At 69.8% G+C, this 25,745-nt stretch carries 27 protein-coding genes; 10 read left to right on the forward strand and 17 right to left on the reverse strand.

Annotated elements, in window-relative coordinates; translation table 11 throughout:
• Window positions 1–26: 26 nt before the first annotated feature.
• The gene (locus QSK34_RS09170) at window positions 27–1,547 is read right to left on the reverse strand and encodes a condensation domain-containing protein (protein ID WP_285582135.1); all 1,521 of its coding nucleotides are present in this window, start codon (window positions 1,545–1,547) and stop codon (window positions 27–29) included.
• Between the two features lie 826 nt (window positions 1,548–2,373).
• Window positions 2,374–2,937, reverse strand: a complete 564-nt coding sequence (gene thpR / locus QSK34_RS09175; RefSeq protein ID WP_285582138.1) for an RNA 2',3'-cyclic phosphodiesterase — start codon at window positions 2,935–2,937, stop codon at window positions 2,374–2,376.
• Between the two features lie 299 nt (window positions 2,938–3,236).
• Between thpR and QSK34_RS09180 the strand changes: the two genes are divergently transcribed.
• The gene (locus QSK34_RS09180) at window positions 3,237–3,965 is read left to right on the forward strand and encodes a carbonic anhydrase family protein (RefSeq protein WP_285582141.1); all 729 of its coding nucleotides are present in this window, start codon (window positions 3,237–3,239) and stop codon (window positions 3,963–3,965) included.
• A gap of 118 nt (window positions 3,966–4,083) precedes the next feature.
• Here the strand turns inward: QSK34_RS09180 and QSK34_RS09185 are convergent, their stop codons facing one another.
• The 6 genes from QSK34_RS09185 to QSK34_RS09210 form a co-directional block, all read right to left on the reverse strand.
• A complete protein-coding gene (locus QSK34_RS09185; protein WP_285582145.1) occupies window positions 4,084–5,205 on the reverse strand; it encodes a hypothetical protein in 1,122 nt (373 codons plus the stop codon).
• Window positions 5,206–5,216: 11 nt separating this feature from the next.
• The gene (locus tag QSK34_RS09190) at window positions 5,217–5,867 is read right to left on the reverse strand and encodes a hypothetical protein (protein ID WP_285582148.1); all 651 of its coding nucleotides are present in this window, start codon (window positions 5,865–5,867) and stop codon (window positions 5,217–5,219) included.
• Entirely contained in the window at window positions 5,864–6,697 is an 834-nt protein-coding gene (locus QSK34_RS09195) for a hypothetical protein (protein WP_285582151.1), read from the reverse strand. Before QSK34_RS09195 ends, QSK34_RS09190 begins: the two co-directional genes overlap by 4 nt.
• A gap of 766 nt (window positions 6,698–7,463) precedes the next feature.
• Window positions 7,464–8,015, reverse strand: coding sequence for a hypothetical protein (locus QSK34_RS09200; protein ID WP_285582154.1), 552 nt, complete (start codon window positions 8,013–8,015; stop codon window positions 7,464–7,466).
• 366 nt (window positions 8,016–8,381) lie between these two features.
• A complete protein-coding gene (locus QSK34_RS09205) occupies window positions 8,382–9,299 on the reverse strand; it encodes an NADP-dependent oxidoreductase (RefSeq protein WP_285582159.1) in 918 nt (305 codons plus the stop codon).
• A 391-nt stretch (window positions 9,300–9,690) separates the two neighbouring features.
• Window positions 9,691–10,320, reverse strand: coding sequence for a TetR/AcrR family transcriptional regulator (locus tag QSK34_RS09210; protein WP_285582161.1), 630 nt, complete (start codon window positions 10,318–10,320; stop codon window positions 9,691–9,693).
• Between the two features lie 207 nt (window positions 10,321–10,527).
• Between QSK34_RS09210 and QSK34_RS09215 the strand changes: the two genes are divergently transcribed.
• Both QSK34_RS09215 and QSK34_RS09220 read left to right on the forward strand, forming a co-directional pair.
• Window positions 10,528–11,445: an NADP-dependent oxidoreductase gene (locus QSK34_RS09215; RefSeq protein ID WP_285582163.1), complete on the forward strand. Its 918-nt coding sequence runs from the start codon at window positions 10,528–10,530 to the stop codon at window positions 11,443–11,445.
• Between the two features lie 16 nt (window positions 11,446–11,461).
• Window positions 11,462–11,797, forward strand: coding sequence for a GNAT family N-acetyltransferase (locus QSK34_RS09220; protein WP_285582165.1), 336 nt, complete (start codon window positions 11,462–11,464; stop codon window positions 11,795–11,797).
• Between the two features lie 13 nt (window positions 11,798–11,810).
• Here the strand turns inward: QSK34_RS09220 and QSK34_RS09225 are convergent, their stop codons facing one another.
• Window positions 11,811–12,746: a zinc-binding dehydrogenase gene (locus tag QSK34_RS09225; RefSeq protein ID WP_285582167.1), complete on the reverse strand. Its 936-nt coding sequence runs from the start codon at window positions 12,744–12,746 to the stop codon at window positions 11,811–11,813.
• 883 nt (window positions 12,747–13,629) lie between these two features.
• Between QSK34_RS09225 and QSK34_RS09230 the strand changes: the two genes are divergently transcribed.
• On the forward strand, window positions 13,630–14,010 hold the full coding sequence (locus QSK34_RS09230; protein WP_285582169.1) for a nuclear transport factor 2 family protein: 381 nt from the start codon (window positions 13,630–13,632) through the stop codon (window positions 14,008–14,010).
• Window positions 14,011–14,562: 552 nt separating this feature from the next.
• Here the strand turns inward: QSK34_RS09230 and QSK34_RS09235 are convergent.
• Window positions 14,563–15,114, reverse strand: a complete 552-nt coding sequence (locus QSK34_RS09235; RefSeq protein ID WP_285582171.1) for a TetR/AcrR family transcriptional regulator — start codon at window positions 15,112–15,114, stop codon at window positions 14,563–14,565.
• A 42-nt stretch (window positions 15,115–15,156) separates the two neighbouring features.
• Between QSK34_RS09235 and QSK34_RS09240 the strand changes: the two genes are divergently transcribed.
• The gene (locus QSK34_RS09240) at window positions 15,157–15,588 is read left to right on the forward strand and encodes a nuclear transport factor 2 family protein (RefSeq protein WP_285582176.1); all 432 of its coding nucleotides are present in this window, start codon (window positions 15,157–15,159) and stop codon (window positions 15,586–15,588) included.
• A 316-nt stretch (window positions 15,589–15,904) separates the two neighbouring features.
• On the opposite strand, the gene QSK34_RS09245 is transcribed toward QSK34_RS09240, so the two are convergent.
• Window positions 15,905–16,486, reverse strand: coding sequence for a helix-turn-helix domain-containing protein (locus QSK34_RS09245; protein WP_285582180.1), 582 nt, complete (start codon window positions 16,484–16,486; stop codon window positions 15,905–15,907).
• A 112-nt stretch (window positions 16,487–16,598) separates the two neighbouring features.
• Here QSK34_RS09245 and QSK34_RS09250 point away from each other — a divergent pair, with 112 nt between their 5' ends.
• From QSK34_RS09250 to QSK34_RS09265, 4 genes are all read left to right on the forward strand, one after another.
• A complete protein-coding gene (locus tag QSK34_RS09250; protein ID WP_285582183.1) occupies window positions 16,599–17,288 on the forward strand; it encodes an EamA family transporter in 690 nt (229 codons plus the stop codon).
• 16 nt (window positions 17,289–17,304) lie between these two features.
• Complete coding sequence (locus QSK34_RS09255; protein ID WP_285582187.1) at window positions 17,305–17,436, forward strand: hypothetical protein; 132 nt, start codon at window positions 17,305–17,307, stop codon at window positions 17,434–17,436.
• 49 nt (window positions 17,437–17,485) lie between these two features.
• Window positions 17,486–17,845 carry a hypothetical protein gene (locus QSK34_RS09260; protein WP_285582191.1) on the forward strand — a complete coding sequence of 120 codons (360 nt, stop codon included), beginning with the start codon at window positions 17,486–17,488 and terminating at the stop codon, window positions 17,843–17,845.
• Between the two features lie 265 nt (window positions 17,846–18,110).
• The gene (locus tag QSK34_RS09265; protein WP_285582197.1) at window positions 18,111–18,929 is read left to right on the forward strand and encodes a M55 family metallopeptidase; all 819 of its coding nucleotides are present in this window, start codon (window positions 18,111–18,113) and stop codon (window positions 18,927–18,929) included.
• Between the two features lie 514 nt (window positions 18,930–19,443).
• On the opposite strand, the gene QSK34_RS09270 is transcribed toward QSK34_RS09265, so the two are convergent.
• Window positions 19,444–19,983, reverse strand: coding sequence for a TetR/AcrR family transcriptional regulator (locus tag QSK34_RS09270; protein WP_285582202.1), 540 nt, complete (start codon window positions 19,981–19,983; stop codon window positions 19,444–19,446).
• Between the two features lie 93 nt (window positions 19,984–20,076).
• On the opposite strand from QSK34_RS09270, the gene QSK34_RS09275 reads away from it, so the two are divergent.
• Window positions 20,077–21,006 carry an NADP-dependent oxidoreductase gene (locus QSK34_RS09275; RefSeq protein WP_285582207.1) on the forward strand — a complete coding sequence of 310 codons (930 nt, stop codon included), beginning with the start codon at window positions 20,077–20,079 and terminating at the stop codon, window positions 21,004–21,006.
• A 35-nt stretch (window positions 21,007–21,041) separates the two neighbouring features.
• Here QSK34_RS09275 and QSK34_RS09280 read toward each other — a convergent pair whose 3' ends face one another.
• Genes QSK34_RS09280 through QSK34_RS09300 form a run of 5 tightly spaced genes read right to left on the reverse strand, consistent with a single transcriptional unit; the run spans window position 21,042 to window position 25,743 of the window.
• Window positions 21,042–22,073, reverse strand: a complete 1,032-nt coding sequence (locus QSK34_RS09280; RefSeq protein ID WP_285582210.1) for a serine hydrolase domain-containing protein — start codon at window positions 22,071–22,073, stop codon at window positions 21,042–21,044.
• Window positions 22,066–22,962, reverse strand: coding sequence for an N-acetylmuramic acid 6-phosphate etherase (gene murQ / locus QSK34_RS09285; protein ID WP_161484094.1), 897 nt, complete (start codon window positions 22,960–22,962; stop codon window positions 22,066–22,068). The genes QSK34_RS09280 and murQ overlap by 8 nt, the downstream gene beginning before the upstream one ends.
• Complete coding sequence (locus tag QSK34_RS09290; protein WP_285582216.1) at window positions 22,959–23,738, reverse strand: GNAT family N-acetyltransferase; 780 nt, start codon at window positions 23,736–23,738, stop codon at window positions 22,959–22,961. The genes murQ and QSK34_RS09290 overlap by 4 nt, the downstream gene beginning before the upstream one ends.
• Window positions 23,735–24,736: an ABC transporter ATP-binding protein gene (locus QSK34_RS09295; protein WP_285582218.1), complete on the reverse strand. Its 1,002-nt coding sequence runs from the start codon at window positions 24,734–24,736 to the stop codon at window positions 23,735–23,737. Before QSK34_RS09295 ends, QSK34_RS09290 begins: the two co-directional genes overlap by 4 nt.
• Window positions 24,733–25,743 carry an ABC transporter ATP-binding protein gene (locus QSK34_RS09300; RefSeq protein WP_161484092.1) on the reverse strand — a complete coding sequence of 337 codons (1,011 nt, stop codon included), beginning with the start codon at window positions 25,741–25,743 and terminating at the stop codon, window positions 24,733–24,735. Before QSK34_RS09300 ends, QSK34_RS09295 begins: the two co-directional genes overlap by 4 nt.
• Window positions 25,744–25,745 lie beyond the last annotated feature (2 nt).

A 25,745-nucleotide genomic window follows, 5' to 3' on the forward strand; every position in this document is an offset into this window, starting at 1 on the left:
AAGATCAGCGCCGGATGAGCGAGGCGTTAACCCTGCGCTAACCAAGAGCCGGGGGCCACCAGGCCGTGACGGGTCTGCCGCACGATCTCGGCGAGCACCTTCTCGCCCGCCACGGACGGGTCGAGCCCCGGCCCGACGTGCCCGACGAGCCGCCCGTCGACGGCCTCGACCCGGGCCACCCCGTCGCCGAGCACGAGATCGGCCACGCCTTGAACGCCCGGGACGTCGACCCAGCCCGCCTCCGTCCGCGCCCAGCCCGCCCCCCGCTCCACCCGCGGAATCCCGAACTCGCCCAGGTCGACGTCGCCGCCGGCGGCCGCCATGACCAGTCGCTCGACCCCGCCGAGCAGCGCGGCGACCTCGTCGGCGGTCGCGAGCCGGGCGTCGACGCCGAGCCCGCAGCCCAGCTTGCCGTCGAGCCGGTAGACGTCGAACTCGACGGGCGCGTCGAAGCTCCGGTCGCCCGCCCCGGCCTCCAGCCCCGACGCCGGCAGGACCACCCGCGAGTGCCCGGTCGTGTTGTTGACGACGACGTCACGGTGGCAGGGCATGCCCCGCGTCCGCTCCGCCGCCCGCATGGCGGCGTTGAGCCGGGCCGAGTCGTACCGGCCGTACTTGTAGGCGGCCAGCGCCGCCGCGTTCATCCGCGCGACCGCCTCGGGGAACGACGGCGTCGCGGTGAACGGGATCCAGGTCTCCTGGGAGATCGTGCCGACGTAGTCGCGCAGCTCGGGCGAGAACCGGTTGCTGCACAGGCAGTTGAGCAGGCAGCCCGGCTCCCCCGTCCAGCGGGTCAGCAACGCCGCGAACGCGGCCATCACGACCGCCAGCGGCCGCACCCCCGCCGCCCCCGCGATGGCCGCCACCGCCTCGGCCCCCGCCCGCGACCCGAGCAGCACCTGGTGGTGCCCTCGCCGGTCGGGAAACCGGTGGGGCAGCCCGAGCGAGCACAACGGCCGCTCCTCCAGGTGCCGCCCCCAGTACCGGATCGACCCGTCGAGCTGCCGCCGCCCCGCCGGACTGTGCTCGAAGGCGGCCCGGTCGGCAGGATGATGGCCGGCGGCCGGCAACTCCCGCCCCGCCATCAGAGCGGTCAGCTCGGCCCGCAACACCGTGATCGCCGACAGATCGGCCGCGACGTGCGAGACGTGCAGCACGATGAGGAACGGAACCCCGCCCCGGGTGACCACCCGCACCCTGACCGGCAGATCGGCGGCCGGATCGAACACCCGCCCCCCGGTCGTCATCCAGTCGCGTTCGGTCCCCGTCGCCTCGACGACCTCGGCGACCAGCGTCCCTTCGGCCTGGACGATCTGCTCCCCGTCACGCAGGAACGTGCGCAGCGCCTCGTGGCGGCCGACCAGCTCGCCGAGTGCCGCGCCGACGGCGTCGAGCGTGCCCGCCCTCGGGACGCGCACGACCGCCGAGAGGACGTCCGCAGGGCCGGGGACGTCGGTCCTGATCCATTCGAGGACGTTCTTCTGCCCCACCGTGAGGGGCCACCGGCCGGAACGCGCGCCCGAGAACCGGATCTTGAGGTCGTTCATGGACGACCCCCGCTAGAGGTGACGGGCCGGAAGAGGCTGCCATGATCGGCACTGCGCACTGTGACCGGACGGCTCGCTCAAGCCCCACTCCTTCGCACCCGCCGAGAAATGCCCTCGACATCGGTGGGAGAAGGCTAAATAGCACTTTTGGGGGCGTCAAGGCGGCGTGTAACTTTCATTTCTTTCGGATGGCGGGAATTCTTGACATGACGGTGTGGTGAATTGTTACAGAACTCCTCACCGAGGGTTCCGCATTTGTGGACGGTCACGGTTCGAAATGCAGGCAGGCATGTACAGGCGCCTTACAGACCGGGGAAGATGGGCGTCTGGCCGGGACTCGTCGACGGGTCAGCCCATCGACGCGGGTGTGGTCCGCTTGAACTGTGACGAAGAGTCCAGCCATGTCGACTCCACGGGGGCCTGCCCCTATCACTTTGATCAGCCGTTCGTCAAACGGCGAGTGCTGCCGCATTCCGACCTCAGTGAGCTGCGATCGAGCAGACCGCCACCGTCATCCGCCGACGTGAATCTGCGCCCTCGAACGGGAACTGCCGTTGTCACTCAGAACCGGCCGCATGAGGAACCGCCACTAGAGATCTGCCATGGGCCGAGGTGGCCGATAAGGCCCGACCTTGCGGGAACTTTCTACTCAGAACTGCGCCTTTCAGGGAAACCGCCACACGATAACTCACGCTGTCGTTACAGCCGGTAGCCCCTGCCCAAGCGGCCGACACCAACCGATCAGCCGGAAACCAGCCCGTCGCGAACCAACCGTCGGGCACGTTTCATCGGATCGCGCCATGAGGCGGCACCGACTCTCTCATCCTCAACGCACTGCCTGCTTTCCCAGCGGATAGGTCTCCACCGCCTCATACCGCAACGGCGGCCCAAGATGGCTCACGAACAACTGGGCGTGGTCGGCCGTCCAGAAGGCCGACTCGAAGGTGCTCAAGGCGGCGGCCAGCGGCCCCAGCTCAACCCCCTTGCGGCTTCTGACGAGGGTGAAGTGCGCCCGATAGGGCCGCCCGTCAGGTTGCCCCACGCCCGCCCGCCGCGCCCCTGCCGCCACCGACCCCGCCAGCCGCGCCAACCGGCCGGGCTCGCGCACCGCCAGCCACAAGACGCTCACCCCGCCCCGTCCGGTGAACGTCCCCGCCGCGCCGAGGGCCAGTGGCAGCGGTTCGTGATGGCGTGCCGCGCGGGCCAGCCGGGCGTTCAGGTCGGGCCTCGCCCCTTCGGGCACCTCGCCCAGGAACGCCAGGGTGATGTGCCAGTTGGCCGGTTCGATCCACGTCAGGTCGGGCCAGGCGTGCCGGAGCGGCGCCACGGCCCGGGTCACCTCTTCCAGCACGTCGGGAGGCGGGACCAGCGCGACGAACATCCTGCTCATTTCCGCAGTATCCACCGGCCGGCCCGCACGTCCCGGCACCCTCCCGCCGGGCCGTTCAGGGCCGCCTTTTCACCCGCAGCGAAAGTTCTGCTTTTGGTCATTTTGAACACCACCCCGCCGCCTGTCGGTTCACCTCACTGGGCTATCCTCGCCAATGCCTTTATGTCGTCCCAAATGCGGACATTGCCCCGTTGGCGGTCCGTAGACGGCGTATTCCGGCATTCCCTCCGTCCGAAAGGCGACTGGTGCGTTACCGTCTTGCGCCGCTTGCGGCTGCCGCTGTTCTGTCCCTCCCGTTAATGGCCGTCGCGGCCCCCGTCCAGGCCCAGGTCAAGCCCTGCGTCGGCCACGGCACCGACGCCGCGGTGCAGAGCCCGATCGAGATCGACCGGTCGAAGTCGTGCCCCGGGCACGGCCCGGCCATCACGATCCACTACCCGAACTCCGTCGACGGCACGATCCTCTTCCAGGACAAGGCTCCCCTGGGTGAGATCAGCGAGCACGACGACGTCCGGTTCGTGATCGGCACCGGCGGCACGCAGCCGTACATCACCTACGGCGGCGAGCGCTACAACCTCAACAACGTGCACTTCCACGGCCACGCCGAGCACAAGTTCGCCGGCCAGGCGACCGCGCCGCTCGAGGCCCACTTCGTGCACACCAAGGCGACCGGCACCGGCTACGTGGTCTTCGGCGTGATGATCGACGCCAGGACCTTCCTCGGCCAGACCCAGCACGACCGCCTGATCAAGTCCCCGCCCGCCCTCGGCGCGTCGAAGCCCATCACGGGCATCCACCTCAACGACATGCTCCCGGCGGACCGCGCGACCTACCGCTACACCGGCTCCCTCACGACGCCGGACGAGGTGGGCAACTACTTCCAGCCGGTCAACTGGGTCGTCTTCGACAAGCACTCGAAGGCCCAGCGGCTGAACGTCCTGGGCTACCGCGCCCTGTGGGGCGAGGAGGGCAACTTCCGCGAGCTGCAGGAGAACCACCCCGAGGCGAACATCTACGCCTACCACTGACCCCAGCGGCGGGAACCCACGCCGGCCGGGGCACACCCCCGGCCGGCGTGGCCTTTCCGTCCCCGTGCAGGCCCCGTTCTCGGGCAGGCCATGCGGGTCGATGGGGTGAGCGGCGCGTTCACGTGAGGCCGACGAGCTCGGTGCGTCCCAGGAAATAGGCCGCCTTCAACCCCTCAGGTCCGGCCAGTTCGCGGATCTCCTCGGCGGCCTGGCTGTGCCGTGACTCCACGATGTCCGGTACCAGCGGCCCCAGTTCGGCATCACCGCGCGACGCCTCCACGAACTCGGCGGTCAGCAGCTCCACCACGTCCTCCGTCAATACCCGCCCGCCGGGCACCGCTTCGGCCTTCTCCAGGTAGGCCGGGTGCGCCAGCCGGTGCAGGAGCTCATGCGTCAGCAACCGGTAGAGGTGCCCGGGCCACGCCTCCTCCGGCCCCCATCCGGTCCCGGGCACGGACGCGGGAACGTACGTCCACGTCCCGGTCGTCACATGGGCCGGAGAGTTGGCCAGCAGTACGCCGAGGGCCGGGTCGTCCCACTGTTCGCCGGGCTCGGCCGGGTAACCGAACTCGTCACGGAGCAGGGCCAGCCGGTGGGCGGGGGTGTCCTCGCGGGCGCCGGCGTCGGCGACGCTGCGGGCGAAGTCGAATCCGTCGTGCAGCGGGCCGTCGGGGCGGACGGCGGCGTGGAGGGGACCGTCGTCCCGCATCCATCGCTGCAGGGAGGAGGCCACGCCTTGCAGCCAGGTCAGGTCTGTGAGGCGGGTGGGAGCCTCCCACCAGGCCGCCCGTTCGGTCAGTGTGCGGGCCAGTGCCACGCGGGTGGGCCGGGGAGGCGCGGTCCGGTGGATGCGGGCCAGTCTGGTTGTGGTGGCGTCGTCGGGTGGGGTGAGCGCGGCCGGAAGGGTCGCCTCCAGCAGGCCGGACACCGACATGACCTCCCGTTCGAAGTACCGTCCTGCCGTGCCGGGATCGAATCGGCGGCGAGGCGCCCGGTCGACCAGCAGGGCGGCGGCCCGGAAGGTGTCGAACTGCGGCCCGGCCTTCTCGGCGGCCTTGGCGACGAGGTCCATGGCGTGCAGGATCCAGCGGCGTTCGACCGGGTCGGCATGGGCGACGTCGCCCCATCGGGACGGGACCGCCAGTTCTCCCCGCCGCAGTCTGCTCTCCAGGTCGAGGAAGGTCTGTTCCTCGTCCTCCGGGCCGGTCGGCGTGCCGCGTTTGGTCTTGCTCAAGGTCATGCCGGCTCCGTTCATCGCAGGCCGATGGCCGGCATCACGCCGAGGAAGTAGGCCGCTTGCACATTGCGCAGGGAGGTGATCTTGGCGAGCGTGAACGCGTCGATACCGGCCTTGCCGTAGCCCGGGGAAAAGAGCCCCGCGGGTGGTTCCGCGAAGGGCCGGCCGCCGAGCAGGGCCCGGGCGACCCGGTCGTCGGCGCGGGCGTGGTCGACGAGCAGTTTGAAGTACACCGTCGCGATGAGCTCGGTGACCCCCTCGTCGAGGACCTGCCGGTAGCCGATGGTCTTGGCCGCGTCGTGGAAGTTCTGGTGGGTGAGGAAGTGCATGAACTCGTGGATCAGGGTGTGGATCTGGTCCCAGATGAAATCGACCTTGGATACGCCGATTTTGAAGAACGGCTGGATGCAGGTGACCTTGCCCGGTGAGTGGGAGGCGGTCAGCCGGACCACCTTGATCAGATCAGGGACGAATTCCTCGTCCTCCATCATCTCCAGCAGCAGCTTGTCGCGGAGTTGCGTGTCGGCTTCGCGGTTCGGGTTGTAGTTCGCCGCGACGTAGGGGGCGCCCCACTCCTTGCCCCAGCCGACCAGGTCGCCGCGGTTGCGCAACCAGCCGAGCTGGCCGCCGTAGCCGGCCACCTTGCTCAGGGTGCTCTGGATCATGTGCCCGTAAACGAACCCGGTGTGGTACCGGCTGTCGGGCGAGGCCAGCGCGAACTGGGGAAACGATCCCTCAACCAGCCCTGGATGTAGTCGGCCACGGCACGGATGTCCTCCAGCGGCCGGGCCTCGGCCGGTGCCCCCGTGTCGGTCTGCCACTGGGACAGCTCACTTCGCACCACCGCCTTGAGCTGCTCGACCAGCTTCGCCTTCAGCACGTCCGGCTTCAGGGGGCCGATCTGCGGCGGCGTGAACTTGTTGGCCTTGGCGGGGATCCGACCGGGGTTGTAGATGGCGTCGAGCTGCTGGAGATGGTCGTCCTGGAGCGTCGTGAGCGTGCTGAGCACGTGGGCCTGGAGCCAGCCGCTCACCTGGACGACCTGCTGCGGGAAACGCGGGTCGGCGACGGCGACTCGGCAGTCGGCCTTGACGCAGAAGTTGCGCAGGCGGGTCACCGCCGGCCCCACCCCGTGCAACTCGCGGATTGATTTCTGGTTGCTCGTCAGGAGGCAGAGGGCGGACATGAACCAGGCGACGGCCGCCGGGTCGCCCCCGAACGCCTGGACGATGAGCGCCTCTCCCGCCCGGACGGCTTTGCCGGCCAACTGTGACAGCTGGGCGTCGATGTACTCCGCCTCGCCGCCCTTCGGCACCCGCATCGCGTCGGTCAGGTCGACCGGCACAGTGAGCGTTCCGATGATCAGATCGGGACGTTTCCCAGGCCGGGATGGGAGTTCGAGCTCCCGGAGTATGGCGTCGATCTGGGCGTTGAGGTCGTGCGTCGGGTCCTGCCGGGGAGGCGTCCGGCTCCGCGTGGTGGTGGTCGTCGTCACCTGCCGCTCCGGGCTCGGCGACACGGGGCGGATGGAGCCGGGAGAGGGACGGCGAGAGGACGGTGGGGAGGAGGACTGTGGTCGCGGCCGGGGCCTCGAATCGTTGTCGTCCTGCTCCACGTTCTGCTCCGGCTGGGGGCTTTGGGGCTTCCCTGACTTCTTCTTACGGAACATAGATCTCCCGTGGGGGTGAACCATTGCGCGGGCGGGGATCGGGGGTCGCGGATGCGCGGCCGTTCCCACCACGCCGGCGGCCGTCGTCCGGGCCAGACGGCGCCTTAGGAGGGAAGTTCGGCGTCGTCCTGCCTGATGCGGCGCGGCACGGCCGAAACCTCGCTCTCCGCTCGGCGACAGCTCTCGACCTGTGCCCGGGTTGCCCGGACTTGATCGGCCTGGGGTAGCTGCGGATCCGCTACGGCACGTGCCCGCCTGGGCGGGGGCGGCTGCGTGGTCTCAGCCATCGGGAAGCCTCCCTGCTGCACAGATGTGGGAGCACGGTAACCCAGCACAGATCACCTGGCCAGCGGCTCGGTTTCCAGTCCGGCCCAAAGATCGGTTCCAGGCAGGCCGGTTGAGCGCGCCGCACCTCCGACCATGCGACGCCCACCAGCCCGCAGGCGCTCCTCACCTCACGGACAGGGACATCACCTGATGGGCTCTGATCGCCGCCCTGGCGGCACATGAGCCGCCGCACCCGCCCCGGCACTACTCCGGGCCGGGGGAACGTGAGAGCGATCGACGCGAATATCGGACAGCGCCTGGGCCCCTATCCGCCCCGGGTTACGGTCGCATCAGGCAGCGATTCCATCTGGGCCTCCGCTGAGCCGACAACGGCGTTGAGCCCACCATTGACAAGCTTCGCAATCGCATCACCGGAGACAAAAGGCTCAGAGGTCTCTCCAGAAATCCTTATGAGCATTCTGGTCGGGGTGCAGAACAGGCGCACCTTGGTGCCGTAGGCACTCACCGTCGGCTCCACCGGTCCTGAGAATCCCTCCGGCCGTTCCAGGCCGCCCTCGGACTTGGTCAGGTCGATGTACACGTTCACATCAGTGCCGGCCGTCGCCGCTGAGCTGGACAGTCCGCACAGGCCCGAGGAGTTGATCCATGCGAGCAGGTTGTAGGAACCCACCTTGATCTGCGCCAGGGCTCGCTCCGCCTCGTCGGGTAACTCCGGGTTGTCGGCCAGACCCGCGAGCTTGACCAACGGCCACTGGGCCGGGTCCTGCAGCAGGGGGTTCGCGGGAGGAGCGGAGCAGGCACCGAGCGCGAGTAAAGCCGTGAAGGTGGTCGCGGCACGCGCCAGCTGATGGATCACGCTGTTCCCCGTTCTGGTCTGCTGATCATCGTCAGTGTAGGGACGCCCGGCACCGGCAGGTGAAACCAGGCGGCGCACGCAGGGTCATCGAACGCGTGGTGATCTTGTCTGTGAAGGTACGCCAATCGATGTCCGGCCAACTCGAATATCGGAGGGTTGACTGGCACCGTGACGTATTCGACTGTGTCGTATTCGCCGCTTGGACGGGTGCGATGCGGGGCGGGCGGACATGGTCGCCCGGCGAGCCCGCAGCTGTGCCGGCTCGGGAGCCGATGCGGATCAACGGTGAAGTCGAAAGCGGGGCGGGACCGGCCCTAGGGTGACCGCCGCCTTCGCCGGAGAGCGCGATCAGGCGGTTGTGGCCGGTCAGGCGCGTACACGAATGACGGTCTTGCCCTTGCGCCGCTCGGTCGGGTTGAGCGCGGGGATGGCGTCGTCGAGGCTCGTCACAGTTCCGATGTGCGCGCGAAGGCGCCCGTCTCGCACCCGGTCGACGATCTCCACCAGCTGGCCGGGAACAGACTCGACGACGAAGTCGACCGCCAGGCCGGCGGCAGGGCGAGCCTTGATGGAGCCGACCACCGACACCAGCGTCCCGCCAGGCCGGACGATGCTCGCCGAGCGCCTTTGGATGTTACCGCCGATGACGTCGAAGACCAGGTCGACTCCGCCGATGTCGCCCAGATCCTCGTTGTCGAGGTCGAGGAAGTCGTTCGCGCCGAAGTCGAGCGCCGCCTGGCGGTCCGCCGCCCGGCCGGTGCCGATCACGTAGGCGCCGAACTCGCGCGCGAGCTGCGTCACCACAGATCCGACCGCGCCGGCGGCGCCGTGAGCCAGGACGGTCTGCCCCGCCTGGAGACGACCGTGCTGGAACAGGCCCTGCCACGCGGTCAGGCCGGAGATGGGCAGACTCGCCCCCACCGTGAAGTCGACGTCCCCGGGCAGCGGTGCGAGGTTGCGTGCCTCCACGGCCGCGTACTCGGCGAGCGTTCCATCACGGTGCCAGTCGGTGATCCCGAACACCCGCTGTCCCAGCGAGAGTCCCGTCGTGCCGTAGCCGAGGGAGGAGACCACTCCGGCGAACTCGTGGCCGATGATCGCCGGGGCGCGGTCGTGACCGGAGCGATCGACCCACGTCGAGGGCCACTCCCACTCCGCAGGGACGAAGCCCGACGCGAGGATCTCCACGACGACGTCGTTGATCGCAGGTGTGGGCTCAGGCCGCTCCGCGAGGGTGATCCCGGCCGCTTCCGCGGTCTGGTCCATCGCGACGATCGCTTTCATGGGTTCCCTCCTTCTACCTCGTGCCCGGCAGCTCTTTGCGCCGCTTTTTGGGCTTGTCAGCCCATTGATTCGTCTGGCCCGCCCACAACCGGCCGCTCGCCCTGGCGGGGCTGATCCGAACCGCCGCCGGACTCAGTGCCGATCACGGCGCGGGCTGCTGGATCCTTCGATCAGATCACGGTGCAGGGCACGCCGTTGGTGTGGGTGGCCCGGAAGCCGACTGTGATCGTGTCTGCAGGACGCCATCACCCAGTTGAGGACCCTATGGTCCGGATTCGATGCTCCGCCACCATGATCCTTGCCTGCGGTGCCGACGCGGAGCTCGGTGACTGCTCCCGATTCGGCAGCCACTGCCGCGTCTGCCAGACAGAGACGCGACGACGGCGCGCCGTCACGATGTGAGGAACGACTTCACGTGGTCGAGCGCCATGTCGAGGGCGACCTCCATGGGCTTGATGTCCTGTGCGGTCTCCGCGAGGAGGTATCCGCCCTGCAGGGCGGCCATGAGACCCGTGGCGAGTCTCTCCGGGTCGGCGTCGAGCCTGAGCACCCCGCCGTCCCGCATCCGCCGCAGGCCGGCCGCGAGCAGCCCTTCCCATTCCACGAACGACTGGGCGAGCGTGGCGCGGGCCTGGTCGTCCTGGTCGGCGAGCTCGCTGGCCATCGAACCGAGGGCGCAGCCGTAAGCGCCGTTCCGCAACGCGTTTCGCTGCACGAGCGCATCGCGCCAGCGGACCAGACCGCGGAACGACTTCAGGCGCTGGAGGTTGCCGCGTTCACGTTCGAGGATCTGCGCGGCGCGCGCCGCGACGACCTCGCGGACCAGTTGTTCCTTGTCGGGGAAGTGGTTGTAGAACTGGGATTTGCTGGTGTTGCTCGCGGCCCGGACGTCGTCCAGCGTGGTCGCGTTGACGCCCTTCACGTACATCAGCTCAAGAGCGGCCGCCAGGATGCGCGCACGGGTGGCGGCCCCACGTGGCGTCAGCCGCTGCCCCGGCTGCGCGTTCTCCGGCGTGCTCACGACCTCAGGTTACCGTGTTTGACTGATATCGCTGAATGGACTATATGGTCCCACATCGATGATTGATGTCCACGGGTTTGCTCCACGGGTAGGCCGCGTTCACGTATGTCAAACTGGACTCCTCTGTCTGGTAGCGTGCATCTCCATAGGAATTTTCTGGACTAAATAGTCCTCAAATCAGGGGAACCGGATGCCGGGAGGCATGGGATGAAGGCGATCGTGGTGATGGACGAGGCTGCGGGCACCGCCGGGATGGTGCTGGCGGAGCGGCCCCGGCCCGAGGCGGCGGGGAACGACGTGCTGGTCGAGGTGCACGCGTCGGGATTCACTCCCGGGGAGCTGGCATGGCCCTCGACCTGGACCGACCGCCTCGGCCGTGACCGGACACCGTCGATCCCCGGCCACGAGCTGGCCGGAGTGGTCAGCGCCCTCGGCTACGGCACGAGGGGGTTGTCGGTGGGCCAGCGGGTGTTCGGCCTCACCGACTGGACCCGCGACGGCACCTTGGCGGAGTACGCGGCCGTCGAGGCGCGCAACCTCGCGCCGCTGCCGGCCGACGTCGACTTCACGGTGGGCGCGAGCCTGCCGATCTCGGGCCTGACCGCGTGGCAGGGACTGTTCGAGCACGGAGACGTCCAGGCGGGGCAGAGCGTCCTCGTGCACGGTGCGGCCGGAGCCGTCGGCTCGATGGTGACACAGCTCGCCTGCGAGGCGGGCGCCTACGTCATCGGCACCGGACGCGCCGCCGACCGCCGGACGGCGCTCGATTTCGGCGCGCGCGAGTTCGTCGACCTCGAGAACGACACCCTGGAAGACGCCGGTGCGGTCGATCTGGTGTTCGACGTCATCGGCGGAGACATCGGGAACCGGTCGGCCGGTCTGGTTCGAGCCGGCGGAACGCTGGTGACCATCGCCGGCCCGCCCGGAGCGCGGCCCGCCGACGGACGGGCGATCGACTTCGTCGTCGAGGCTGATCGCGTCCAGCTGAAGGAGATCGTCCAGAGGGTGCGAGACGGACGGCTGCGGACGGTCATCGGAACCGTCGCGACCCTCGACGACGCCGTCGCGGCCTTCAACCCGGCCGAGCGGGCCACGGGCAAGACCATCGTCCGCGTTCGCCCCTGAACAAGGAGAAACCGAGATGGACGTACAGAGGAACGGCGTCAGCGGATCATACGACGCCATCATCGACGGGCAGGTCGTCGGCATGATCGTCTACCACCCGCAGCGAGGCGATCAACGCGTGACGTTCAGCCACACGATCATCCAGCCCGAGTACCGTGGCCGGGGGATCGCGACCCGGCTGGTCAAACACGCCCTGGACGACCTGCGGGCGCGGGGTCTGAAACTCACCAACTACTGCACCTTCGTGGCCGACTACATCGCCGACCACCCCGACTACAAGGAACTCATCGACAGTCGCTTCCCGGGTCACGCGGCGGTACCCGACCGCGCACCACGCGAACGCGCCGACTGACTCGCGTGACCGGTCAGCTCACGTCGAGCACGGCCTTGCCCGCGATCCGGCGGGCGAAGAGCGACTCCACCGCGCAGGCGACGTCCTTCCAGTCCATGCGCCGGCCGATCTGCGGGTCGAGGCGGCCCGCGGCGAGCATCCCCACGAGGATGGCGAGGTCCCCGGCCAGCTGTGCGCCCATGAAGAACGACTGGATGCTGCGCAGTTCCCCGACCGTCGCATACGGCTCGAACACCGTGGGCTCACCGGACGTGGCGCCGATCACCTGCACCGACCCGCCCTCAGCGAGGAGGGCGAACGCCTGGGCGAGTTGGGGGCCGCCGACGTTGTCGAGCACGCCGTGCAGCCCCGGCTCGACCCCGTCGAGCCCGACCACGACCTCGGCCGCTCCCAGCTCGGCGAGGCCCTCGCCGCGGGCCGCGCTGCCGACCGAGGCGATCATGTGCGCCCCGGCCGCCGCTCCCAGCTGCACCGCGAACCGCCCGACCCCGCCTGACGCCCCGGTGACGAGAACCCGCCGCCCCGTCACGAAGCCGAGCCGGCGGAGCGCACGCAACGCACTGACCCCGGCCACCGGGAGCGTCGCGGCCGCTCCGAGGTCCACCTCTTCGGGCACGACCGCCAGCTCGGCGGCCGGGACCGCCCGCAGCCGCGCCCACGCACCGGACGGCCCGAACGTGACGACCCGGCTGCCCACCGGCGGCCCGGAGCCATCGGCCGCGGGGATGCGCACCACACCCGCGGCGTCCCACCCGGGAACGTAACCCACCGATTGCCGGGCGATGCCGCGCACCTCACCGTGATTCAAGATCGCGCCACGCAACTCGCCGTGATTGAGCGAGATCGCGTGCACCTCGACAAGCACCTCGTCGGACGCGGGGACGGGATCCGCGGTCTCACCGAGCCGCAACCCGGCCGGGACGTCGTGGTCCACCAGGAGAGCGAGCATGATCCACTCCTTTCCGGCGATCCTTGCGACCGCCGGTGTCGAGATCGTCTTGGGACCGGCCACGCGGCGAGCAAGGCCGCCGGGCTCCGGCATCGTGAACCCGCCGGCCAGAAGACGCGATCGACAGCGCCACCACCTCGATCGTCATGGTCGTGGACGCCACGCTCGAAAGCGGGTCATCGCCGGGAATCGCCGCGGCGCGCACGAGTCAGGCGGGCTGTCGCGCCGCCGTCCCAAGGGACCATTGTCGATCGGCGCCGCGGCGCACGATGCCAACGCGATATCGCCGTTGACTAAAACGTGGCATGCCCTCGCCGTCTCGCCGAAGACGGGGGCCGACCATCTCTCGCGACTGCGGCGAGATCATTCATTCAAGTGGCGACTGGATGAAGCATCGGGATCTCCTGTTTGGATTCCGACTCTGCGCTCAGTCTATCCACTTGGCGAAATGTGGCCTGAAGGCCGTAGACACTGATACTTGAACTATATAGTCCACCCTACTACTAGATCCGGCAGGCGAGCGGTCAGCGGAACGCATCACGTCAGGAGCCGGGTTCGAGTGTCCGACCACGACCGAAGGAGGGTCGACGGAGATGGCTGTAACGGGGCTGATCAGCGCAACCGCCATGATCGAGGCACGCTGCGGGGCGAGACGATCAGAGCCGGGTACGCATACTTGGCAACAGCGCCTCGGTGTCATAATCTGGACTAAATAGTCCTGATAACCATGCGGTCAGACCTATAGCGGACCGCAGGTTGGACCGATGCCGGAGTGAGGCGGTGCGACACATCCGACACTGACCGAGCAGAACAGTCACTCACGCCGGTGCCGCCGCGCGAAAACCAAAACCAAGCTGCGGCCCAAGCGTGAAAAAGGAGCGAAATGAACGACACCAAGCAGTCGGCCGAAGATCTGGCGATCCTCGAGCAACTCAACCTCGACTACGTCAATGCGGACCAGGCCAGTGACGCCAAGCGCTTCAGCGAATTCCTCGCCGAGGATTTCATCGTGCAGACACCGGGTGTCACCCGCGATCTTGAGGAGTACCTCGAATACATCGCCAAGCCCCGGCCCTTCAGAGATCTGACTCTCCGCGAAGCCAGGATCCGCATCCTCGGCGATGTGGCGTTGATCCACGGCACGGCGACGTACACGATGATCGCCGACGGAGCGGATAAGGAAGCTCTGTACACGGACGTGTACCAGAAGCGTGAGGGCGTCTGGTATTGCGTCTCCGCCTGCGCGATCGCCCCGGGCGCCTGACCCGCCATCGCCATTCCCGGCGTCTCCCGACATGCGGCCCAGCGGATAAGGCGGCCTATCATCACGACCTCCTCCGCAGCATGCACGGCGAGGCCGGGCCGTCGGAGCAGTGGTCCGGAGTCTCTCAGCCGTAGGAACCATGGCAGGCGGTCAGCTCTTCGCGCCCCTTTCAGTGGATCCCGCCCCCGCTGTAAGCCTCGCCGCAGGCCCAGCTCCGGGGCGCATGCGATGAGTGCCGTATTCGCATCGGGTGCAATTGCTCACCCTTGACCGGCACCGTGACGTATTCGACTGTGTCGTATTCGTCCGCGCACGCTGCGGATGCGGGTTGGTCACGGTTGGTGCCTGCTGCGGGTGTGCCGGGCCCGGATAGCGTCACGGCGAGGCGGGGAGTGGCGGTACGCGCTGACCTGGTGGGCCGGCGTGGCAGGTGTGATCGCGTTGCCGGCGTGGGTCGGCTGGGGGGTGAGCGGTAAGGACGGGCTCCAGACCGGGGCCAACCTGGCCCAGTTGGTGGGTGTGGTGTTGGTGGTCCCGACGCTGCTGGTGCCGTTATGGCAGGTCCTGTCGGTCACGGCGCAAACCCGAGAAGACGACCGTGAGTGTGCGAGCTTGCAGGTCCTCGTCCCATCCGCCGTGCACCGCTCCTTGGCACATGCTCGCCAGCAGGGCCATGACCTCTGGCAGTCGTACCGAGGAAGTGACCGCGCCGGTGGACTGCGCCTGCTCCAGCAACTCGCCGACCGCTGCCTCCAGGTGGCCGAGCGCCTCCGAGAGGCGGATGTCCATCCCAGAGCCGGCGAGGAGGTCGACGACGGTCTTCCTCGCCGCGGCCTGGGCCACCAAGTGGGTGAAGAAGCCGAACAGGTCACGCTGGGCGGCCTCCTCCACCAACTGGGCCAGCAGTCGCTTCATGATCGCGGCGAGCAGATCGTTCTTGGTGGGGAAATGGCGGAAGACCGTGCCGATGGCGACGCCGGCTTGGCGAGCCACCTCTTCGGTGGAGGCGCGGGGGCCGGATTCGGCGAAGACCACTTCGGCCGCGTCCAGGATGCGTGCGCGGTTGCGCTGCGCGTCGGCGCGCAGCGGTGATCCCTCTACCAAAATGAGTCTCCACTCACTATTCTTGCGAGCACAAGTCGAGTCATGACTCACGATACTCCGGAGGCCGACATGACACCGCGCGAGATCTTCGACCACATGCGGGCTCAATGGCTCGCGAACCGACCCACGTACGACGGCGATCTGCTCGCCGAGGACGTCGTGATCGAGACGCCGTTCGCCGCGCCCGGCCATCCCACGCGCACCGAGGGAAAGCGGCGGGTGCTCGAGTTCACCCAGGCGGGACGGGCGGCCTTTCCCGTCCGATTCGACGACTGCCGCGAGGTCGTCGTGCACGAGACCGCCGACCCCGAGGTGATCGTGGTCGAGTACGAATTGGTCGGCACCCACACGACGACCGGGGTAACCGCCTCGGCGCCGTTCATCGGTGTGCTGCGAACCCGGGACGGCAAGCTGGCCCACTGGCGCGAATACCAGCACACCCTCGCCATCGCCCAAGCTGTCGGCCAAATGTGAGGAGCCGGGAAGGTCGACCCCTCACTGCCTCGGCCGCTGTCAGTGGAACCGCACCCAGGTCAGCCCTTCGCACCCTTTCAGCGGATCCCGCCCCTGCTGAAAGCCCTCGGCGCAGGCCCAGCTCCGGGGCGCATGCCATGAGTGCCGTATTCGCATCGGGTGCAATTGCTCACCCTTGACTGGCACCGTGACGTATTCGACTGTGTCGTATTCGTTCACGACTCGGCGGGTGTGCGGAGGCAGGCTGACTGTTCCGCACCGGGTGCCCAAGGAGGCGCTGCAGGCGAGCTGTGCTGGGCTGGTTGCCGGACGAGGATCAACGGGCGGGGCTCGGTGGCAGGTGGACGGTCATGATGAGGTCGCAGGGTCCGGTGCCCGCACCGCGGTAGATGTGGGCGGAGTCGCCGTCGTAGGTCGCGGTCTGCCCGGCGGCGAGCGGATGTTCGACGCCGTCGACGACAAGGGTCATCTCGCCCTCGATGACGCTGATGGTCTCCACGACGCCGACCTGGTGGGGCTGGCTGGGGTAGTCCTCGCCGGGGTGCAGGCGCCAGCGCCACACCTCGACGGGCGCGGGCCCGGTGGTGACGAGCATGAGGCGGGCGTGGCCGCCGTGTTCCCCGGTCCACAGCGGGGTGATCTCCTGCGCGGTCGTGATCCGGACGGTCTGTGCGTCGGGTGATCCCTGCATGAGGGTGGGGACGGAGATGCCAAGAGCGTCGGCAAGCCGGACGAGGGTGGCGAGGTTGGGGTTGCCCTGGGCCTTCTCCAGCGCGGCAAGGGCGCCTTTGGACACTTGGGCGCGGCGGCCGAGTTCCTCGAGCGACAGGCCCGCGCGCAGGCGGGCGGCTCGGACGTTGTGGGCCACCGTCCGCAGTGCGAGGTCGGTCTCCGCCATCTGCTCAACTCCCTAACCGGTCGTTCGAATATACCTCGCGGTCGCTCCATTGGACTAAGTCGGTCATTCGGTTGTACTTTGAAGTCATTCCATTGAACCGCCGGAGGGTGTCGTGATCGCATTGCTGCTGGCTTTGGGCAGCTCACTGGCCTACGGCTGTGCCGACTTCCTCGGCGGGCTCGGGGCCCGCAAGGCCCACGTGCTGCGGACGGTGATGATCGCCGCTCCGGCGAGCCTGGTGGTCGAGCTGCTGCTGTGGCCGGCTCTGGGAGCGTCGTTCTCCAGCGGTGTGCTGGCGTGGGGGGCGGCATCGGGAGTCGCGTCGGCGGCGGCGTTCACGTTGCTGTACCGGACGCTGGCGATCGGGCCGATGAACGTGCTGTCGCCGGTCACGGCCCTGGTGTCGGCGGTGCTGCCGGTCGGGGTCGGGCTCGCCCAAGGCGAGCACCTGGCCATGGCCGCGATGGTGGGGCTTCCGCTGGCGCTGGCAGCGGTGGTGCTGGTGTCGGCCGGGCGCGGCGCGAGTCTGGCGCGGCCCTCTCGCACGGCGCTGCTGCTGGCTTCCGGCGCGGGAGCGGCGATCGCCCTCCAGCTGATTTTCCTGCACCAGGCGCCGTCAGGCAGCGGTGTCGGCCCGCTGATCGTCGGCAGGGCGGTGTCCTCGGCGGTCACGCTCGCCGCCGCCGCGGTGATGTTCCACAGGCTCGGCGAGGAGAAGCCCGCCTACGTGTTGTCAGCGACCGCGGGGATCCTCGACTCGGTCGCGAAACCTGCTGTTCCTGTTCGCCGCCCGCTCAGGTGATCTGTCGGTCGTCGCGGTGATCGTCGCCCTCTACCCGGCCGGGACGGTCCTGCTCGCCCGCACCGTCCTGCACGAGCGCATCGGCCGCACCCAGGTCGCCGGCCTCGGTATCGCGGCCGTTGCCGTCAGCCTCCTGGCACTGGCCTGACCCAGATCCGCCTGGCATACCCTTCCATCGATTGAACGGAGGTCCCCCTATGTTCATCCAGCCCTGGGACGCGAGCCTGGACGACGCCGAGTGGCAGGCGTGGATCGCCGACGGCCACGACTTCGGCCAGCTGGCCGTCAACGGCCCGCCCGGCGGTGCGCCGCTCGTCGTGCCCACCCACTTCATCGCCGACGGCCCCGACCTGCTGACCCGGCAGCTCGCCCACTTCCAGCCCGGCGGCGACCACGCTGAGGTGGCCGTCGGCCGGCCGCCCTACGGGCGGATGCTGTCGGGTATCCGCGGGCTGCGCCTCAACGTGGCGGCCGTCCAGGCCAAGTTCAAGTACGACGACCACAAGAGCGTCGAGCACCGCACCGCTGTCGCCGGCCATCTCATCGATCGCGCCTAGGGCCTCGATGTGCCCGCAGCCTCCCAGCAGCGCCGTCGCACCGACCGCATCGGGACGTGGACACCCTGATCTGACCCGCACAGTAACCTGCCCCGTCACTGTCAGAGGCCTTCTGGAGTGATACGCAAGCTCTGCATGAACCGGGCTCGCATCATCAGTCGTTGACTGGTGGAGTGACGTATTCGACTGTGTCGTATTCGCCGCTCGGTTGGCGCGATGTTGTGGACGTGCATGCGGCGACAGCAGCCGGGAACAGCGCATGGCCATGAAGGTATTGGTCTCGGTGGACCTCGAGGGCATCGCCGGCATCGTGCACCCGGTGGAGATCAACCCGGAGCGCTACGACTACGAGCGGGGCCGCAAACTGATGACGGCGGCGGCCAACGCCGTCGTGGATGGGGTGCTGAACGCCGAACCGCGGGCCGAGGTCTGGGTGGCCGATTCCCACGGCCCTTACCGCAACCTCCTGCCTGAGGACCTCGACCGGCGCGCCCGGCTCATCCGCGGAAAGCCCCGGGAACTGGGCATGATGGCGGGCCTGCAGAACGGCGCCCAGGCGGCGATGTTCGTCGGGTACCACGCCCGAGCCGGCACCAGCGGCGCCGTCCTGGCCCACACCATGACCGACGCCATCTTGGACGTCCGCATCGACGGCGCCTCGCACGGCGAGATCGGCATCAACACCCTGCTCGCCTCCTCCTACGACGTGCCGGTCGTACTGGCCAGCGGAGACGAGGCCGCCTGCGCGGAGTTCAGCGCACTGGTGCCCCGAGCGGTCACCGTGCCGGTCAAGCGAGGGCTCGGCCAGCACGCCGCCGACACCCTCCACCCGCAAGAGGCATGCGAACGGCTGCGGACAGCCGCAGGCCAAGCGATCGGACTCCACGACAGCGTGGCGACGATTCCCTTCTCCGGGCCGCTCCGGGTCGAGGTCGACCTGCACCAGCCACGCTCGGCGGACCTGGCCGCCCTCATCCCCGGCATCACCAGGACCGGCCGCACCGTCGCCTTCGACGCCGACACCATGCCGGCCGTCTACCGCACGCTGCAGCTCATCGTCCTGCTGGCACAGACCGGATCCTGAGCCCGCCCTTCAGGGTGCCGTGTTCACATCCGATGCGAATATCAGAGCTTCCCCTGCGTGTGGCACAAGCCCTCTCGCGGCCGACCTCGCCGACCCGCTGATGCTCGGCGCCGGCGTGGGGCAGCTGCGGTGGCGGTCTGTTCCGGCCGCCGGGACAGGGCGTGTTCGATCCGGTCCAGCTTGGCCTCGAAGTCGATCCACGATTCCGGCGGGTGTAAGGCCTCCCGGATGATGACCAGCGGCCGGCCGGGCAGGCGGGGCAGACATGCGGCCAGCTTGCGGATGGACCGGCGGGTGAAGGGCTGCCCGAGCCGGGCCGGTCGGATAGCAGCCGTCATGACGATGGACTCTTCGTCGACGTCATCAAGCAGGCGGGGACGGACTCCCGCCCACCGAGGCGCAGGCAGGCCAGTCCGATCTCCGTTGAACCGATGAATCACATCCCGGACCGTGTCATCATCAGCGGCCACCAGCCGCCCTCACTCAGCCCTCGGCGGTGTGGCGTCGAACGTCGTCAGCTTCCTGCCTTGAGCCCGGCCAGCAGCATCTCCACCAGCCTTCCGATCGCGGCCTCCCGGCTGATCCCCCGCGACCCCCGTACCGACGCGATGGCCAGCAACGCCACCCGTACATCCGGCGGAGAAACCCCCGCCCGTTCGACCAGTTCCTGCAACAGCAGGGCGTTCGCGCGCCGGTCATCACCGAACGGGTCGCCCGCGTCCTGCGTCCCGAACAGCGCCTGGACCAGCCCCACCGACCGGGCCTGGTGGGCCGCGAAACGGCGGATGGCCGAGGCCAAGGCCGTCCACGGGTCGGGTTCGGCGTAGGCGGCGCGCATGTCGGCGCGGCAGGCGGCCACGTGGTCGGCGAGGGCGGCGGTGACGAGGTCGGTGCGGGTGGGGAAGTGGCGGTAGATCGTCGCGACGCCGAGGCCGGCCAGGCGGGCGATCTTTCGGGTCGGCACGTCCAGGCCCTCGCGCGCGAAGGCGTCGCGGGCGACGGCGACGATGGCGGAACGGTTCGACCGGGCGTCGACCCTCTCTTTCCGAGACACTCCGCCCGCACCTCCTCTCACTTCGGCCTGTTCCGGAACACCTGCTTCGGAACCGTGGTCTACCCCAGTGTCGTCCACGAAGGAGAGGCAATCATGCTGGCAGTGCAGTTCGACCGATTCGGCCCGCCGGACGTGCTGGAGATCGGTGTCGCGCCGGATCCCCGTCCCGGCCGGGGACAGGTGCGCGTCAGGGTCAAGGCGGCGGGCGTCTCGCCGGTCGACCTGGCGCTGCGCGCCGGGACGTCCCCGGGGAGCAGGAAGCTCGTGCTGCCGCACATCCCGGGCGTCGACGCCGCCGGAGTGGTGGACGAGGTCGGTCCGGGTGTCGTCGACGTCTCCCCGGGTGACGAGGTGTTCGGCACGGTCGCCCTCGCCGCGCTCGGCGGGGCCACCGCCGAGTATGCGATTCTCGACTTCTGGGGACGCAGGCCTGAACGGATGCCCTGGCACGAGGCGGGCGGGGCGGGTTCCGGGGTGGAGACCGCGACCCGTGCGCTGGACCTGCTCGACGTCCGCGACGGCATGACCCTGCTCGTGCACGGCGCCGCGGGCGGGGTCGGGAGCATCGTCGTGCAGCTGGCCGCCGCGCGGGGTGCCCGGGTGCTGGGGGCGGCGCGGGTGGAGAGCCATCCGTTCCTGGAGTCCCTCGGTGTCCGGCCGGTGAGCCTCGGAGACGTCTCACAGAGCGTGGACAGGGCGCTCGACGTCGCCGGGGGCGGGGTGCTGGACGACCTCATCACGATCACCGGCAGCGCGGACGGCGTCGTCACCCTGGCCGACTTCGAGGGTCCGTCCAAAGGCGTGCGCCTGTCCATGGGACAACCGGCCGGGCAGGCCGACGGCCGTCATGGGCTGGTGGACGTCGCGGCGCTCGTCGAGCGGGGGCTCTTCCGGGTTCCCGTACGCGAGGTCTTCCCGCCTCAGAGCGCGGCGGCGGCCCATGCGCTGGCGGCGCGGTCACCCCGGCAGGGGAAGGTGATCATCGAGGGGATCCGGCCCTCCCGCGATCACGGGTCAGACTGAATGTCAGTCGGGACCACCGTCCGCTGAACTCGTCGTCAGAGCAGCGAACGGCCGAACGCGGCCACGCCGTTGCGGAGGTCCCTGATCCCGGCCCGTCCGCGCAGCGGATGCACGTTGTTGGTCAGCACGACCACGGTCAGCCCGCGTTCGACGTCCACGACGAGCGACGTCCCGGTGAACCCCGAATGCCCGTGGGCGTCGGCGAGCGGCCCGGCGATCGCCGGATCCCCGATCCGGAAGCCCAGCGCCTGCCGGAACGGCACCCCCGCCACCCGGTGATCGCGGGTCATCTCGGCGACCGACTCGGCCGACAGGACCCCGGCGCCGCCGGTCCGCAGGATCTCGGCGAACCGCACGAGGTCGGCCGCCGTCGAGAACAGGCCGGCGTGCCCGGCCACTCCCCCGAGCGCGTGGGCGGTCTCGTCGTGGACCTCACCCCGCACGACCCCGCCGCGTTCCGGTTTGTACTCGGTCGCGGCGATCCTCGCCAGCGACGACGCCTGCGGGCGGTACCCGGTGTCGGAAAGCCCCAGCGGCCCCGCGACGACCCGCCGGACCAGATCGTCGAGCGACGTGCCGGAGGCGATCTCGCAGACCCGCCCCAACGTGATCATTCCCACGTCGGAGTAGACGTGGGACACCCCGGGAGGCCCGGTCACCCCCGCCGAGAGCACGAAATCCCAGCGTGCCTCCGGCGCCACCCCGTCGGGCCGCCGCCCCGGCGGCAGCCCCGCCGTGTGCGTCAGCAGGTGCCGGAGGGTGACCAGTGGCCGGTCGCCGTAGTACGACGGCAACCACGTCGCCACCGGCTCGTCCAGGGCCAGCGACCCCGTCTCGACCAGCGACATCGCCACCACGGTCGTGAACAACTTCGTCAGCGACGCCAGGTCGAAGACGCTGTCGGCCGCCACGGGAGGCCGTTCGGAGGCCAGGGTCCGCGCCGTGTCGGCGTACCGGACCAGCTCCCCCTCGGCCGCGACGGCCACCGGCTCGCCGTCGACCGCCACCACGGCCACCGCCGCCGACGCCACCTCGGGGACGGCCGAGGCCAGGAGGCGGTCAAGCATGGTGGAGGGCGGCGTCCAGGCGGTTGCCCGAGTCGGCGAGGATGGCGCGGGCCCGGTCGGCCGGGACGGCGCGTTCGATCATGACGACCGCCGTCTTGAGCTCCAGACCGGCGGCCTCCAGCACGGTGCGGGCCTCGTGGAGGCCGGTGCCGGTGATGTCGCTGACGATGCGGGCGGCGCGGTCGGCGAGCTTGGAGTTGGTCGGCGACATCTCAACCATGTGGTTGCCGTACGTCCGGCCGCTCCGGACCATCGTGATGGTCGACATCATGTTGAGCACGAGCTTCTGCGCCGTCCCGGCCTTGAGGCGGGTCGAGCCGGTGATCACCTCGGGGCCGACGACGACCTCGATGGCGTGGTCGGCCGCGGCCGACAGGGGTCCGCCGGTGTTGCACGACAGCCCCACGGTCAGCGCGCCACGCCGGGCCGCCTCGGTCACCGCGCCCACCACGTAGGGGGCCCGGCCGCTGGCCGAGATGCCCACGACGGAGTCGAGCGGGCCCACGCCGGCGACCGCGCGCGCGCCCGCCTCGGCGTCGTCCTCGGCGCCCTCCACCGACCTGACCAGTGCCTTCTCGCCTCCGGCGATGATGCCGCACACCTGGTCGGGCGAGGTGCCGAAGGTGGGCGGGCACTCCGAGGCGTCCAGTACGGCCAGGCGGCCGGAGGTGCCGGCGCCGACGTAGATCAGCCGTCCGCCGCGGGACATGCGCGCCGCTATCGCGTCGATGGCGGCGGAGATCTGCGGGATCACCCGGGCCACCGCGCCGGGCACGGTCGCGTCGGCCGCGTTCATGCGGCGGGCGATCTCCTCGGTGGGGAGCTCGTCGATGCGGCGGTGCCGGGGGTCGCTCTGTTCGGTGACCAGACCGCCGAGTGACTGTGTCATGAGAACTCCTTGCGATAGAGCCAGAAGACCCGCTCGACGCGGGCGCCGACGGCCTTGGCGTAGAAACCGATGGGCCCGACCCAGGCGATCTCCGCGGCCGGCAGCCCGGCGGCGGCCATGTCGGCCAGGCAACGCCGCAGCAGCGCCGTCCCGACGCCGAGGCCGCGCGCCGACGGGGTGGTGCCCATCGGGCCGAACCAGGCGGGACGCGCCCCCCAGGCGGCGAACCCGACGATCTCGCCGTCGACCTCGGCGTGGTAGCAGCCTTCGGCCTCCACGGCCTCCCAGGCCCAGGACTCGTTCCAGTTCTCCCGGACGAACTCGGCGACCCCCGTCCGGTCGTCGGAGATCGTGAAGTCGCCCGGGGCCACGGAGAAGTCGCCGTGGAGGTCGACCGTCATGTTGCAGGCGGCCCGGTAACGTTCGTACCCGAGGCTGTCGGCCAGGCACAACGCCGGCGTGTAGCGGACGTCGATGCCGGGCCAGGCGTAGCAGGGCGGGTTGCCCGCGAACCGCATCTCCCTGGCCCCGTGGGATCGGGCCCACTCCTCGGCCGCGAGCACCAGGGCACGCCCGGTGCCGCGCCGCCGGGCGGCCGGATCGACGGCCAGCAGGTCGACATGCCCGATATCTCCCCCGTGGGACATCGAGGCGAACACGACGCCGTCCTGCTTGGCGAAGGACGTCCATATGCGGCCGTCCGGCGGCGTGACCAGGCGGTCCACGAGCGCCTCGGCGGCGTCCGCGTCCCAGGTCAGGGCGTCTCGGAGTTTCACGCGACCGCTTCCACGGGGATCACGTCGCGCCGCTGCGGGTGGTAGCAGGCGTGCCGCTGGTCGCCGTCGGAGACCAGCGCGGGGGCTGCGGCCTCGCACCGGTCGGTGCGGAACGGGCAGCGGCGGGCGAACAGGCAGCCGGTGTCGGGGTGGGCCTCGTTGAGGGCCTCGGTCGGCACGACCCGCTCGGGGCCGGGCCGTTCCACGCCGTGCAGGACGGGGATGGCCGACAGCAGCGACTGCGTGTAGGGGTGGATCGGGCCCGAGATCACGCTCTCGGTCGGGCCGCTCTCCACCACCTGGCCCCGGTAGATCACGTAGAGCTCGCCGTCGCCGCCGATGTAGCGGGCGGTGGCGATGTCGTGGGTGATGAACAGGACGCTCACGTTCAGCCGTTCCCGCAGGTCCTTCAGCAGGGCCAGCACGCCGAGCCGCAGCGACACGTCGATCATCGAGACCGACTCGTCGGCGACCAGCACCTCGGGGTCGACCGTGAGGGCCCGCGCGATCACGACCCGCTGGCGCATGCCGCCCGAGAGCTGGTGCGGGTAGCGGGGCAGCACGTAGCCGGGGTCGATGCCGACCAGGGCCAGCAGCTCGCGGGCCCGCTCCTCCATCCACGCCTTGTCGCGGCCGGTCTGCCTGGCGCGCAGGGCCAGCGGCGCGGCGAGGGTCTGGTGGATGGTCCGGGTCGGGTTGAGCGCCGAATAGGGGTCCTGGTGGATGAGCTGGATCCGGCGGAAGAACGGCTCGCGGTGCCGGGGCTTCAGCGACGACATCGGGGTGCCGTCGATGACGATGTCACCGCCGTCGTAGGTCTCCAGCCCGGCGACGATCCGGCCGAGGGTGGTCTTCCCGCAGCCCGACTCGCCGATGAAGGTGACCGCGCCGCCCCTCTCGATGGCGAAGTCGACCCCGCGCAGGGCGGGCACCGCGCGGGCGCCGAGCAGGTTCCCGCGCTGCTTGTACGTCTTGGTGATGCCGCTCGCGGTGATCACACATACTCCTTCGGGACGACCGGGGTGGCGAGCCGCCCGACCGCGTGACAGGCCACGGTGCGGGCGTCACGGGTGATCGGCTCGGGGTCGACGGTGTCGCAGACGGCGATGCGCAGCGGGCAGCGCTCCCGGAACACGCACCCCTGCTTGGGGATGGTGCCCAGAGTGGGAGGCCGTCCGGGCAGCGCCCGCGCCTCGTCGATGTCGCCCGAGAGCCGGGGGATCGCCCGGATCAGGCCCTTCGTGTACGGATGCCGGGGCGACCCCAGCACCTCGGTGGTCGGGCCGTGTTCGACGACGCGGCCGCCGTACATGACCGCGAGGCTGTCGGTGACCTCGGCGGCGACCCCCATGTCGTGGGTGATGATCAGCGTGGTCAGGCCGCGCTCGTGGTGGACGTCCCGGACGATCTTCAGGATCGCCGCCTGAGTGATCATGTCGAGGGCGGTCGTGGGCTCGTCCAGGACCACCAGATGGGCGTTGAGGACCAGCGCGAACATGATGCCGACCCGCTGCCGCATCCCGCCGGACAACTCGTGCTGGTAGGAGTCGAGCACCCGGCCGCCGTCGAGCCCCATCCGGCCGAGCAGCGCCCGCGCGTCCTTCAGCAGGGCGGGCAGGTCGTCGAAGTCGTGGGAGCGGCCCAGGTCGAGCAGCTGCTTGCCCACGGTCTTCAACGGGTTGAGGGAGTTCTGGGCGGCCTGGAAGACGTATCCGACCTGGCGGCCGCGGGCCCGCCGCAGCTCCTCGCCGGTCAGCTTGACGACGTCGCCGAGGCCGTCGATCTCGACGACGCCCTCCTTGATGCGGCCGGGCGGCTGCACCGCGTTGAGCAGCGAGAGCGCCAGGGTCGACTTGCCCGAGCCCGATTCGCCGACGATGCCGGTGATGGTGCCGGGCGCCAGCGACAGGGACACGCCCCCGAGCGCGGGCAGTTCCCCGGCGGGGGTCTTGTAGACGACGGTGAGGTCCTTGACGCGCACGCCGGGCGCGGAAGTCCTGGTCATAT

The sequence above is a fragment of the Herbidospora sp. NBRC 101105 genome (genome assembly GCF_030269205.1).
Classification (GTDB): Bacteria; Actinomycetota; Actinomycetes; order Streptosporangiales; family Streptosporangiaceae; genus Herbidospora; species Herbidospora solisilvae.